10 protein-coding genes are annotated in these 12,371 nt (G+C 52.4%); 5 read left to right on the top strand and 5 right to left on the bottom strand.

Annotation, left to right across the window (positions count from 1 at the left end; all coding sequences use genetic code 11):
- Window positions 1–22: 22 nt before the first annotated feature.
- Genes pstB through I2D83_RS06885 form a run of 3 tightly spaced genes read right to left on the bottom strand, consistent with a single transcriptional unit; the run spans window position 23 to window position 4,665 of the window.
- A complete protein-coding gene (pstB, locus tag I2D83_RS06895) occupies window positions 23–838 on the bottom strand; it encodes a phosphate ABC transporter ATP-binding protein PstB (RefSeq protein WP_205947767.1) in 816 nt (271 codons plus the stop codon).
- 15 nt (window positions 839–853) lie between these two features.
- Complete coding sequence (gene pstA, locus I2D83_RS06890; RefSeq protein ID WP_205947766.1) at window positions 854–2,500, bottom strand: phosphate ABC transporter permease PstA; 1,647 nt, start codon at window positions 2,498–2,500, stop codon at window positions 854–856.
- Complete coding sequence (locus I2D83_RS06885) at window positions 2,497–4,665, bottom strand: ABC transporter permease subunit (RefSeq protein ID WP_205947765.1); 2,169 nt, start codon at window positions 4,663–4,665, stop codon at window positions 2,497–2,499. The genes pstA and I2D83_RS06885 overlap by 4 nt, the downstream gene beginning before the upstream one ends.
- Before the next feature lie 217 nt (window positions 4,666–4,882).
- On the opposite strand from I2D83_RS06885, the gene ppk1 reads away from it, so the two are divergent.
- From ppk1 to I2D83_RS06865, 4 genes are all read left to right on the top strand, one after another.
- Window positions 4,883–6,955 carry a polyphosphate kinase 1 gene (gene ppk1, locus I2D83_RS06880; protein WP_205947764.1) on the top strand — a complete coding sequence of 691 codons (2,073 nt, stop codon included), beginning with the start codon at window positions 4,883–4,885 and terminating at the stop codon, window positions 6,953–6,955.
- Window positions 6,955–8,490: an exopolyphosphatase gene (ppx, locus tag I2D83_RS06875; protein ID WP_015841125.1), complete on the top strand. Its 1,536-nt coding sequence runs from the start codon at window positions 6,955–6,957 to the stop codon at window positions 8,488–8,490. The genes ppk1 and ppx overlap by 1 nt, the downstream gene beginning before the upstream one ends.
- A gap of 230 nt (window positions 8,491–8,720) precedes the next feature.
- Window positions 8,721–8,909 (top strand): YjfB family protein, encoded by a 189-nt coding sequence (locus I2D83_RS06870; RefSeq protein WP_015841126.1) that lies wholly within the window; start codon window positions 8,721–8,723, stop codon window positions 8,907–8,909.
- A gap of 234 nt (window positions 8,910–9,143) precedes the next feature.
- Window positions 9,144–9,359 (top strand): YfgG family protein, encoded by a 216-nt coding sequence (locus I2D83_RS06865; RefSeq protein ID WP_010300967.1) that lies wholly within the window; start codon window positions 9,144–9,146, stop codon window positions 9,357–9,359.
- A gap of 208 nt (window positions 9,360–9,567) precedes the next feature.
- On the opposite strand, the gene I2D83_RS06860 is transcribed toward I2D83_RS06865, so the two are convergent.
- On the bottom strand, window positions 9,568–9,993 hold the full coding sequence (locus tag I2D83_RS06860; protein ID WP_180779750.1) for an organic hydroperoxide resistance protein: 426 nt from the start codon (window positions 9,991–9,993) through the stop codon (window positions 9,568–9,570).
- A 198-nt stretch (window positions 9,994–10,191) separates the two neighbouring features.
- Complete coding sequence (locus tag I2D83_RS06855; protein WP_180779751.1) at window positions 10,192–10,641, bottom strand: MarR family winged helix-turn-helix transcriptional regulator; 450 nt, start codon at window positions 10,639–10,641, stop codon at window positions 10,192–10,194.
- Window positions 10,642–10,862: 221 nt separating this feature from the next.
- On the opposite strand from I2D83_RS06855, the gene mgtE reads away from it, so the two are divergent.
- Window positions 10,863–12,341 carry a magnesium transporter gene (mgtE, locus tag I2D83_RS06850; RefSeq protein ID WP_205947763.1) on the top strand — a complete coding sequence of 493 codons (1,479 nt, stop codon included), beginning with the start codon at window positions 10,863–10,865 and terminating at the stop codon, window positions 12,339–12,341.
- Window positions 12,342–12,371: the final 30 nt, after the last annotated feature.

The following is a 12,371-nucleotide window of genomic DNA, read 5'->3' as shown; positions in this document are numbered from 1 at the left end:
AACACAGTGGCCTGATGAAATTTTACCCAAAGCGTCCGGTAATATAATCCTCTGTGCGGCGCTGCGTCGGCGAGGTAAACAGATCGTCCGTACGGTTGTACTCAATTAACTTACCCTGATTGATAAACGCGGTGTAATCCGACACGCGAGCCGCCTGCTGCATGTTATGCGTCACCAATACCAGCGTGAAATGCTGCTTTAGCGTTCCCATCAGTTCTTCAACAATCAGCGTCGAAATCGGATCGAGCGCGGAGGTCGGTTCATCTAACAACAGCACTTCCGGCTCAATGGCGATCGCACGTGCGATCACCAAACGCTGCTGCTGCCCACTGGATAGCGTCAACGCGTTGTCGCTCAGCCGATCCTTTACCTCATGCCAGAGCGCCGCCGCCCGCAGCGCATGCTCAACGGCATCATCCAAAAAGCGGCGATCGCGCAACCCCTGTAATCTCAGGCCATAAATGACGTTTTCATAGATCGATTTGGGAAACGGATTCGGGCGTTGGAAAACCATACCGACCCGGCGGCGTAACACGGCAACATCTAGCTGCGGGTCGTTAATTGGCATACCGTTCAGCCAGATATCGCCCTCGGTACGGCAGTTGTCCACCAGATCATTCATCCGATTAAAGCAGCGTAACAGCGTAGATTTGCCACAGCCCGACGGCCCAATCAGCGCTGTGACCTGATTCTTCGGAATACGAATCGAAATATCGTTCAGTGCCTGCTTATTGCCATAGTACAGATTCAGATGTTCCACGGTTAACATCGTCTGTTCATCACTCAGTTGATGAACATCAGGCAGCGGTGCCATCTCCTTTTGTGTCATAAATCCCATAACTTCATCCTACTTTCAGAGTGATAACGAACGATATTTCTCACGCAGAACATGGCGGATTCCAATCGCCGCCAGATTCAGCCCGACGACAATCAGCACCAACAGCAGCGCAGTAATGTATACCAGCGGCCTGGCGGCTTCCACGTCCGGGCTTTGGAACGCCAAATCGTAAATCTGGAATCCCAGATGCATAAATTTTCGCTCAAGATGCAGATAAGGGAAAATGTCATCAACCGGTAAAACCGGCACCGACTTCACCACGCCGACCAACATCAGCGGTGCGGTTTCCCCTGCGGCACGTGCCACGGCGAGGATTAAACCAGTCATCATCGCAGGAACCGCCATCGGCAGCACAACGTGCCACAGCGTTTCGGCTTTGGTGGCACCTAGCGCCAATGAACCGTGGCGTACCAACATCGGAATGCGTGATAGCCCTTCCTCCGTCGCCACAATGACCACCGGTAGCGTCAGGAGTGCCAGCGTCAGTGACGCCCACAGCAGCCCCGGCGTACCAAATGTCGGATTTGGCAGTGCTTCAGAATAGAACAGCTGATCCAACGTACCGCCGATGAGATACACAAAAAAACCTAGCCCAAATACGCCGTAGACAATCGAAGGCACCCCAGCCAGATTGACCACAGCAATTCGCACCCAACGCGTTAGGCTGTTTTTCCCCGCGTATTCATGCAGATAAACCGCGGCGATCACGCCCAACGGCATCACCACGATGGACATCAACACGACCATCAGCACCGTGCCAAAAATGGCAGGGAAAAGGTGGCCTGCGCTGTTGCTGTCCGGCGAGTAGCGCGCCAGCATATATTTCGCCTGATTACCCCAGTGTCTGACCTTTGCCCACAGGTCCATCGCATTCGGATACCAGGCCTGTTCAATGTCCCTGAGCGGAATAAGATGGATACTGCCGTTCGCATCCCGTAGCTGTACGGTATCGCGATTAATATCCAGATTGAGTGCGGTTAACTGGCGCGACAGTTCATCGAAGCGGCGTTGCAGTTCGATACGCTCAGCCTGAAGACGAGCCAGTGCCTGATTATCCAACGTTCTGGTCTGCTGACGCTTTTTCTCTTCCAGCCGCAGCACCTCAAACTGTTGGTTGATCTTCGCCATCTCCCCCATGCGGATGGCCTGCGCCTTTGCGAGCAACCCCTGCACCTGCTCGACGCGATGCTGTAAGGTCGCCGGGAGATCCGTCGCCACCAGCGGCTGCTCGCCCTCCAGCATGCCAGCCAAATAACCATAGGCGGTGCCATTGTTGGTTCGCTTCAATACCAGAATATCGGTGGGTTTATCAAAACGGACAATGTCACGCGACAGCAACGAACGAAAGCTCTGCCCATGAATTTCACGCTGGCCAATTTTGATCAAATAGCGTGTTTCAGCATCACCAGCCGCAGAGGTTAAATCAGCCTGTTCCAATTGCTGAGGTGAAAGTGTCTGTTCGGCATAAATCTCCCCCATCAGCGCGCGCTGCACACCCTGTTCCGGCTGTAGCGTCAGCAGCCAGACAGGTTGTGGCCACAAGTAACGCATACCCTGCCCCGCCAGCAGCACGATGATTGCCAGCATCGCCAGCAGGCTAATGGAAATTGACGAGGCGGTCAGCCACACCCAGGGCCTTCCCGAACGGAACCAGCGCTTCACGCGTTTTCTCCTTCATCGCGGTAACGTTGACGTAAACGCTGCCGGATAGTTTCAGCCAGCGTATTCACGATGAATGTGAACACAAACAGCGCTAATGCCGTTAAAAACAGCACCCGATAGTGGCCGCTGTTCGTCACGGCTTCTGGCATTTCAATGGCAATATTCGCCGCCAGCGAACGCAGCCCCTGAAGCAAACCTTCATCCATAATCGGCGTGTTGCCCGTCGCCATAAGCACAATCATGGTTTCTCCCACGGCACGGCCAAAACTCAGCATCAGCGCAGCGAAAATCCCGGCACTGGCGGACGGCAGCACGACGCGCCACAGGGTTTGCCACGCCGTCGCGCCCAGCGCCAGCGATCCCTGACTTAAACGAGCCGGTACGCTGAACAAGGCATCTTCCGCCAGCGAAAAAATCAGCGGAATCAGCGCAAAACCGAGCGCGACACCGGCCACCAGCGTATTGCGTTGCACAAAATCATCGCCCAGCCACTGGTACAGCGGCTGTCCCAACACCCAGATTTCCATACGTGGCGCAATCCAACAGCCGACCACAAATGTCAGCAGGATCGTGGGGATCAGGAAGAGTACGTCCCAGCCTGCCGGGAAACGGAGACGCCAGCGCGTCGGCAGGCATTCAATCAGCCAGCCGCAGCCGAGCACGGCCAGCATCCATAAAATCGGCATAACCAGAATCGCAGACAGATAGGTCGCAAAATGCGGCGCCAGCCAGATGGCCGCAATCAAGCCAACGACAACCGTCGGCAGCGCGCCCATGATTTCCAGCGTGGGTTTGATCCAGCGTCGTAGCGTCGGCGACATAAAGCAGGCGGTGTAAATCGCGGCGGACAGCGCCAACGGCGTAGCAAACAGCATGGCGTAAATCGCCGCTTTCATCGTGCCCAGCATTAGCGGCATCATGCTGAATTTGGCTTGATAACTGTCATCCGCAGACGTGGATTGCCAGATATAGGCAGGCTCCGGGTAATTCTCATACCACAATTTTTGCCACAGCCCGCGCCAGCCGATATCGGGATACGGATTATCCACCTGATAGCGATGCCAGCCCTGCGCCGTTTCAACCAGCATGGCAGATCCGTGCGGCGAAAACGCCAGCCCCTGCGCATGAGACGGTAATGTCTGCGTCAGCAGCGCATGCGACTGCTTGCTGGCAAACAGTGACAGTTCACCCTGTGCGTTCAATGTGGCAAAGACTCGCCGCTGCGCCTCCGTTGCCAACAGCACCGATTCGCCCGCTACGTGCGGAAACTGGCGGATCTCCGTCAACGTCGCGCCCTTTTCGCCCGGCACCTCAAACCATTGACTAATCTGCCCATCAGCGGTCTGTACCAGCAATGATCGCCCGCCGGACAACAGCGCCAAATGCAACGGTTCCGACAACTGTAATTGCCGCTCTTCTCGCAGCGTCAGCGCGTTCGTCCCCACCTGCCACAGCGTTAATGTATTGCCGCTGAGCAAATAGACCTGCTGTCCGTCTGGCGTCAGCAGCAGTTGGCTAACCGCGCCAGCCGGAAGCGTAATCTGTGCTCGTTGCCGCACGCCGTTTTCATCAATATCGGCAATAATCAACGCATTTTCCTGCCCGATGGCCGCCACAACGGCATGCGTTTCGTCCACCGCCGCCACCGCCAGATGACGCAACGGCTGCGCAGGCAATCCAAGCGAATAGGCCTGTTCACCCAGCGGATAAGTCCAGACAGGAGAACGGTTTTCCGTACGCGATAACACGGGCTGCACGAAAACTAAACGGCCGTCAGGTTGGCTCAGGGCATAAGTCTGCCGCTCCCCCTGACTTTGCGCCAGTAAACTCAGCGCAGGAACCAGCCGGATGCGCGACATGGGTTGGCTTTCTGCGAACGGGATAAACTCCCCATAGCCCTGACTATCGATGCGAAACCCAATCTGCCCATTGTCACTAAGCCCCAACGCCAGCGACGCTTCTCTACTCTGGCGCTGCACCGTTTTTTGACCATTAACCGTGGGGGAAAGGAACAGTGGCGTCACCACATACAGAAGATAGAAGAAGATTAACAACAGCATAGCCAGCACCAGCAGCCCACTGCCCGCAACAATGCGGTGAACCAAACGATCTACCCACGCTCGCCGACGATCCCGATACTGTGATGTGTTGCCTGTTTTTACCATTATTCTCGCCGTTAGAGTGAAGCCGCCAGAGTCGTGTTGCTAACGTATTGCGGGTAGCATATGTTGCCTTTACGCCCATAATATGACAATGGTAAGTCTGTCTATGAATTAGATTTTATCGTCATCAACACGCCATAATGTTGTTGTACCCTATCTCCACAGAGGAAGGGTATGAATATTGGATGAACCTTCAGTACATGAGTTGAGCGGAGTGACAATGGGTCAGGACAAACTCTACATAGAGAAAGAATTAAGTTGGTTATCCTTTAATGAACGAGTACTTCAGGAAGCAGCAGATAAAAGTAATCCGTTAATCGAACGCATGCGCTTTCTGGGCATCTACTCCAGCAACCTTGATGAATTTTATAAAGTCCGTTTTGCCGATTTGAAAAGACGCATTCTGATTAATGAAGAACAAGGTCTGGACGGCAATTTACGACATCTTTTAGGCAAAATTCAGGCTCGTGTTCTCAAAACCGATCAAATCTTTGACAGCCTGTACAACGAACTGCTGCTGGAGATGGCGCGTAACCAGATTTTTCTGGTCAATGAACGTCAGGTTTCCCCTAATCAGCAAGAGTGGCTGAGAGATTACTTCCGGCAATATCTGCGCCCGCACATCACGCCAATACTGATCTTTGACGAAACCGATCTGGTGGAGTTCTTGAAGGATAACTATACCTACCTTGCCGTCGAGATTATTCGTGGCGATGAGATCAGCTACGCGCTGCTGGAAATTCCTTCGGATAAAATACCACGCTTCGTCAATCTGCCAGCGGAAGCACCACGCCGTCGTAAGACCATGATCCTCATCGATAACATTCTGCGTTACTGTCTGGATGATATCTTCAAGGGCTTCTTTGATTATGATGCACTGAACGCGTATTCCATGAAGATGACGCGCGATGCAGAATACGATCTGGTTACGGAAATGGAATCCAGCCTGCTGGAGCTGATGTCTTCCAGCCTGAAGCAGCGCTTAACCGCCGAGCCGGTGAGATTCGTTTATCAGCGCGACATGCCGGACGCGATGGTCGCCATGCTACTTGATAAACTGGGTATCTCTTCCTACGATTCCGTCATCCCTGGCGGGCGTTACCATAATTTCAAAGACTTTATCTCTTTCCCGAACGTCGGACGCGCCAATCTGGTCAATAAACCGTTGCCGCGCTTGAGACATACCGGATTTAATCATTTCCGCAACGGGTTTGATGCCATCCGCGAACGTGACATCCTGCTCTATTATCCGTACCACACCTTTGAACATGTGCTGGAATTGTTGAGGCAAGCCTCTTTCGACCCCAGTGTGCTATCCATCAAAATTAATATTTACCGCGTCGCCAAAGACTCGCGCATTATTAATTCGATGATTCATGCGGCGCACAACGGTAAGAAAGTGACGGTTGTGGTCGAACTACAGGCGCGCTTCGACGAAGAAGCAAACATCCATTGGGCCAAGCGCCTGACAGAAGCCGGCGTGCACGTAATTTTCTCGGTACCTGGGTTGAAAATTCACGCCAAACTGTTCCTGATTTCCCGCCGCGAAGGGGAAAACATCGTGCGTTACGCACACATCGGTACTGGTAACTTCAACGAGAAAACCGCTCGCCTGTATACGGACTACTCGCTGCTGACCGCCGATGAACGTATTACCAACGAAGTGCGTCGCGTCTTCAACTTCATTGAAAACCCTTACCGTCCGGTCAGCTTCGAGCACTTGCTGGTGTCGCCGCAAAACTCCCGCGACAAGCTCTACCAACTGATCGATACCGAGATCGAGAACGCGCTGACGAATCGTGATGCAGGCATTACGCTTAAGGTAAATAATCTGGTGGATAAAGGGCTGGCAGAAAAGCTGTATCAGGCTTCCTCTGCGGGCGTGAAAATTAATCTGCTGGTGCGCGGTATGTGCTCACTGATCCCTAATTTGCCGGGGATCAGTGAAAATATTCAGGTTATCAGTATTCTTGACCGCTATCTGGAACACGATCGGGTGTATGTCTTCAACAACGGCGGGGACAAGAAAGTCTACCTTTCTTCCGCAGACTGGATGACACGCAACATTGATTATCGTATTGAAGTCGCAGTGGAAATTCTCGACCCCACGTTGAAGAACCGCGTGCTGGAAACGCTGGATATCCTGTTCAGCGATACGGTGAAAGCCCGTATCGTTGATAAAGAATCGAGCAACCGCTATGTATCACGCGGCAACAAGCGTAAAGTACGCGCGCAAAATGCCATTTACGACTACATCAAGGCGTTGGAGCAACCTGGAGATAAGCCTGAATAATGCCGTTAACGAACAATGAAAAAACCGAGATGAAGCCGCAAGAATTCGCCGCCATCGACCTGGGTTCCAATAGTTTTCACATGGTGATCGCACGCGTGGTAAACGGTGCGCTTCAGGTATTGGGGCGTTTAAAGCAGCGTGTCCATCTGGCCGACGGCCTGGACAACAAGAATGTGCTCAGCGAAGAGGCCATTCAACGCGGCCTGAGCTGTCTGGCACTGTTTGCTGAACGTCTGCAAGGCTTCCCCGCCGTGAATGTGTCCATCGTCGGAACGCACGCACTGCGTCAGGCGGTCAACGCGCAGGACTTTTTGCGCCGCGCGGCGGATATCATCCCCTATCCGATAGAAATCATTTCCGGCCACGAAGAAGCCCGTCTGATCTTTATGGGCGTGGAGCACACGCAGCCGGAAAAAGGCCGTAAGTTGGTCATCGATATCGGCGGCGGTTCTACAGAGCTGGTTATCGGTGAGGATTTCGAGCCGATGCTGGTGGAAAGCCGTCGTATGGGTTGCGTCAGCTTTGCACAGCAATTTTTCCCGAACGGTGAGATTAGCGAAGTCAACTTCAAACGCGCACGGCTGGCCGCGGCGCAAAAGCTGGAGACGCTGTCCTGGGAATACCGTATATACGGGTGGAAATTCGCCCTCGGCGCGTCTGGAACGATCAAAGCCACGCACGAAATTCTCGTGGAGATGGGAGAGAAAGACGGCCTTATTACCCCCGAACGGCTGGAAATGCTACGCACACAGATCTTGCAGTTTAAGCACTTCAAGTCGCTGAGCCTGCCGGGTCTGTCCGAAGATCGCCAGTCGGTGCTGGTGCCCGGCCTGGCTATTCTCTGTGGGATTTTCGATGCGCTGGCGATCAAAGAGTTACGCCTGTCCGATGGTGCACTGCGCGAAGGCGTGCTGTACGAAATGGAAGGCCGTTTCCGTCATCAGGATATTCGCATCCGTACCGCACAGAGTCTGGCAACCCATTACAATATCGACCGCGAACAGGCGCGACGCGTGCGGGAAACCACGCAGCAGCTTTATGCACAATGGGCTGAGCAAAACCCTAATCTGGTGCATCCACAGCTTGAGGCCATCTTAAACTGGGCTTCCATGTTACATGAGGTCGGATTGGGCATTAACCACAGCGGCATGCACCGCCATTCCGCCTACATTCTGCAAAATACCAACCTGCCCGGCTTCAATCAGGAACAGCAGCTCGTGCTGTCGATGATCGTGCGGCTGCACCGTAAAGCGATCAAGTTGGAAGAGTTGCCGCGGTTGAACCTGTTCAAAAAGAAACAGTATTTGCCACTGGTGCAACTTTTACGCCTTGCCACGCTGTTGAACAACCAGCGTCAGGCGACGACAACGCCGGAATCCTTACGGCTGCATACCGATGATAATTACTGGACGCTGACGTTCCCGCACGACTTCTTTACCAATAACACGCTGGTACAGCTCGATTTGGAACGAGAACAGGAATATTGGCAGGACGTCACCGGTTGGAAGCTGATGGTTGAGGAAGAAAAAGCCTGATTGATGGAAATGTTGTCAGGTAATTCGAGCGTTTCCCGAACAATAAAGTGACGAAAAACTGCTCAACCGGGCTGGCTGATGAGGCCCGGTTGACGTAAAGTTTACAGGGATGGGGCCGATACCAAAATGATGGCTGGCGAGAATTTTGCCAACATCATGCAGTCTCGGCGAAAAGGTGCGCTTCCTTTTCATGCCGGATATGGATCCAACTCAGTGTTAAGGAGAGTAAAATGGATGTATCACAAATTTCATCATTCGCGAGCGACCTCAGTACTATGCGTACCAGCAGTGAGGCCAGCGCACTTATGGTGAAAAAAGCGATCGATAATCAAGAAGCTGTCGTTTCCGGCATTTTGAAGGCATTACCACCTCTGCCAGCAAACCCGGCGATTGGGCGTAACGTCAATACCACGGCGTAACTCCCTGGTACCACACAACCCGCTTATCCGTTTTTGAGCGGGTTTTTGGCCACGTTCTCAGCCCGTTTATATTCCCTTTTTTCGCGTTTATTCCTTCGCCCCGCTTTCTTTGCACCGAACGTGCGGAAACCGCATTAGCCATCATCTTTTTCACGTCGGCAGATTGACCTCTCCTACTGCTTGTGCCTAAATAAACAACAGCGAATGTTCGCTTTCACAGAGGATTAACTGGTAATGTCCACGCTTACCCACAAACGACGATTATCGATACGTCCACGACGAAGTGGCTCTCGGATTGCTCGTGCCGTTTTACTCATCAGCTTCATTATTCTTTTAGGCCGCTTTGCCTACTCCACCATCACCGCGTTTGGTCACCATCAAGACAAACAGCAACAGCGTGCTGAACAATTACTGCTTCCTGCCAACGTACTCGTCAATCAGAAAGAGTAGCGCCTAACCAACCGGTTACTTTTCCTTATATTCTGTTTTTTCTGCATCAGGCTTATTAGCTTCGTTTTCTTGTGCCTGTTATTCACGCCTGCCTCACTGTCCATTCTGACTAGGCCGTACAAATAAAAAAACGGCAGTGCGAATCTTCGCAGCCACCGTTTTCATTAGTCAATTTTTCATTGATCGACACTGTACTTGCTAGCAGGACTTAGACAATCGTCAGAGTCACATCGATGTTGCCGCGCGTTGCATTGGAGTATGGGCAAACGATATGGGCTTTCTGCACCAGATCTTCAGCCACAGCACGATCCAGACCCGGCAGAGAAATTTTCAGCTCGACTTCAATACCAAACCCGGTAGGGATGGCACCGATACCCACGCTGCCGTTTACCGTGGTATTAGCAGGTACAGCGATTTTCTCACGCGCACCGACAAACTTCATCGCACCCAGGAAACAGGCAGAATAGCCAGCGGCGAACAGCTGCTCTGGGTTCGTCCCTTCACCGCCGGCACCACCCAGCTCACGTGGGGTCGTCAATTTAATATCAACCGCGTTATCGGAAGACACCGCGCGACCATCACGACCGCCAGTGGCTTGAGCATGAGCAACGTATAATACTTTTTCAATAGACATAATGTGACTCCAGATCGTTAAGGAATGACCTAAAGCAGTGAGATACTGCTGATATCTTAATTTAATAGCGAAAAATTAAATCGCTCACTATATAAACACTTAAAATAAGTTACTTAAAATAAATCACTTAATAATAAAGGGTTAAAGACACGATGCTGTCTAACCGGTATTGCGATACATCAGGCAAACGCTCACCTGTTATAGATTCCCGATCAAGCTTTTACGCAGCGTTTCCAAATCTTTTTTGATCGTCTGCAACTGTTCGAGCTGGCATTCGGTCGCGCAAAATACGCTTTCAGGAATCGCTCGCGCCTGTTGCTGAAGCGCCCGGCCAGCCTCGGTCAACCCGATCAACACCTGACGCTCATCTTCTGTTCCACGGTTACGCACCACTAAGCCAGCGCTTTGTAACCGCTTGAGCAGTGGCGTCAGCGTGGCGGAATCCAAATATAGCCGCTCACCCAGCTCAGACACCGTCAAGCCATCACGCTCCCACAGCACCAGCATGACCAGATATTGGGGATAGGTCAGGTTCAAGTCAGACAGCAAACGGCGATACAGTTTATTCATCGCCAGATTGGCGGAATACAGTGCGAAGCACAGCTGTCCATCCAGTTTGTAAGCGTTGTCGTTCATCGTCTCTGCCATCGGTGTTTGTTACGTTTCTGGAACTGACTATATGCCGCCAAAAACTAAATAGCAAACGATTTAATAATTCGTTAGATAAAAATCACTATAAAAAAATATGCCAGCGCCTCATCCGCCCTGCTTTTCAGACTGCGATTCGTCAGTAATCCTATTCTTAATCTACTGATTTTGCGCTACGTTTAATAAAACACGGATAAAAAACAGATCGAGCATAAAACATTATGTCGAGTGTAAAAAAACTTACCGACCTCCGGCGCCGCATCTCCCTTCTGCTGTTGGAAAACAAGGAACTGGTTGAAGACATTATCAACCGGCAGCCGCGCGTTACGGAACGCGATGGCGCATCGTTAAGCGACAGCGACGTATTAAGTAGCAAAATCAGGCTACGTGAAAAAAGCATCCTGCTCGACCAAACCGCAGAAATCAGCGAGCTTATCATTGGGCTGCATGCCGCTGACCTTGCCGATTTACTGGAGTCTTTACCGCAGGATGAACGTCTGGCGCTCTGGCGGTTGATCCCCATAGAAAAACGCGGCCGTGTGTTGATTGAGGCTTCTGACAGTATTTCCGACGACCTGATCGGCGATATGCAGGATAAAGAAATCCTGAGAGCCGTTCGGATCTTGGATGTTGATGAACAGGCCCAGCTCTCTCGTCTCGTTCCTCGCCACCTGCTGGGCAGAATACTGACCTCGCTTGAGCCAAAGCAGCGCGCGCAGCTCCGTGCCGCCATCAATTATGATGAAGACTGCCTCGGGCACATGATGGATTTCAAACTCATCACCGTGCGCGCTGACGTCACGCTTGCAGCCGTACAGCGCTATCTGCGCTACCGCAAAGTCATCCCCGAATCGACCGACAAACTGTTCGTTACCGATCGCAAGAACACGCTGATCGGTGAGCTGTCTCTGGCCAGTATTCTGCTCCACGCACCTCAGACACGGGTTAATGACGTCATGGACGATCAGCCGCTGAGGTTTCAGCCTGAAGATAAAGTTGAAGAAGCCGCCGGGGCTTTTGAACGTTACGATTTAATTTCCAGCGCCGTGGTCGATAGCAAAGGAAAACTCATGGGGCGCCTGACAATTGAGGATATCCTCGACGTCGTGAACCGGGAAAGCGACAGTAATCTGCGGCGCTCAGGGGGGTTAACGCCCTCCGAAGATGTTTATGCTCCCGTGTATAAATCCTTCCGCAATCGTTGGGCATGGCTGGCCGTCAATCTCTGTACGGCGCTCATTGCCTCGCGGGTCATCGGCCTGTTTGAGCACACCTTATCTCATTTAGTCGCGCTAGCGACGCTCATGCCGATCGTGGCCGGAATCGGCGGAAATACCGGCAATCAGACGATCACCATGATTGTTCGTGCGCTGGCGCTGCATCAGTTAGAACACGGTAAAAAATCGTACCTGCTGCTCAAAGAACTCGGCGTCGCGCTGGTCAACGGGGTGATATGGGGCACGATTATGGGTGTGGTCACCTTCCTGCTTTACGGTAGTGCCGCTATGGGGGGCGTGATGATGCTGGCGATTCTGCTGAATTTACTGCTCGCGGCGCTAATGGGGGTCGCTATCCCGCTTATCATGATGAAACTCGGCCGCGATCCGGCCGTCGGCTCCAGCGTCATGATCACCGCCATCACCGATACCGGCGGTTTCTTTATCTTCCTTGGGCTGGCAACGCTGTTCCTGCTGCCTTAAACATAGGTCATGTAAAACACAGGCAATATA

Origin of the sequence: Pectobacterium aroidearum, from assembly GCF_015689195.1 — a bacterium.
Taxonomy (GTDB): Bacteria; Pseudomonadota; Gammaproteobacteria; order Enterobacterales; family Enterobacteriaceae; genus Pectobacterium; species Pectobacterium aroidearum.
The sequence above is the reverse complement of the archived record's forward strand: the minus strand, read 5'-3'. Positions and strand labels throughout refer to the sequence as shown.

Bases quoted from the DNA above. Each gene is read 5' to 3' on its own strand.
- pstB (WP_205947767.1), bottom strand. From the start codon at position 838: ATGGGATTTATGACACAAAAGGAGATGGCACCGCTGCCTGATGTTCAT.
- I2D83_RS06885 (WP_205947765.1), bottom strand. From the start codon at position 4,665: ATGGTAAAAACAGGCAACACATCACAGTATCGGGATCGTCGGCGAGCG.
- ppk1 (WP_205947764.1), top strand. From the start codon at position 4,883: ATGGGTCAGGACAAACTCTACATAGAGAAAGAATTAAGTTGGTTATCC.
- ppx (WP_015841125.1), top strand. From the start codon at position 6,955: ATGCCGTTAACGAACAATGAAAAAACCGAGATGAAGCCGCAAGAATTC.
- I2D83_RS06870 (WP_015841126.1), top strand. From the start codon at position 8,721: ATGGATGTATCACAAATTTCATCATTCGCGAGCGACCTCAGTACTATG.
- I2D83_RS06865 (WP_010300967.1), top strand. From the start codon at position 9,144: ATGTCCACGCTTACCCACAAACGACGATTATCGATACGTCCACGACGA.
- I2D83_RS06860 (WP_180779750.1), bottom strand. From the start codon at position 9,993: ATGTCTATTGAAAAAGTATTATACGTTGCTCATGCTCAAGCCACTGGC.
- I2D83_RS06855 (WP_180779751.1), bottom strand. From the start codon at position 10,641: ATGGCAGAGACGATGAACGACAACGCTTACAAACTGGATGGACAGCTG.
- mgtE (WP_205947763.1), top strand. From the start codon at position 10,863: ATGTCGAGTGTAAAAAAACTTACCGACCTCCGGCGCCGCATCTCCCTT.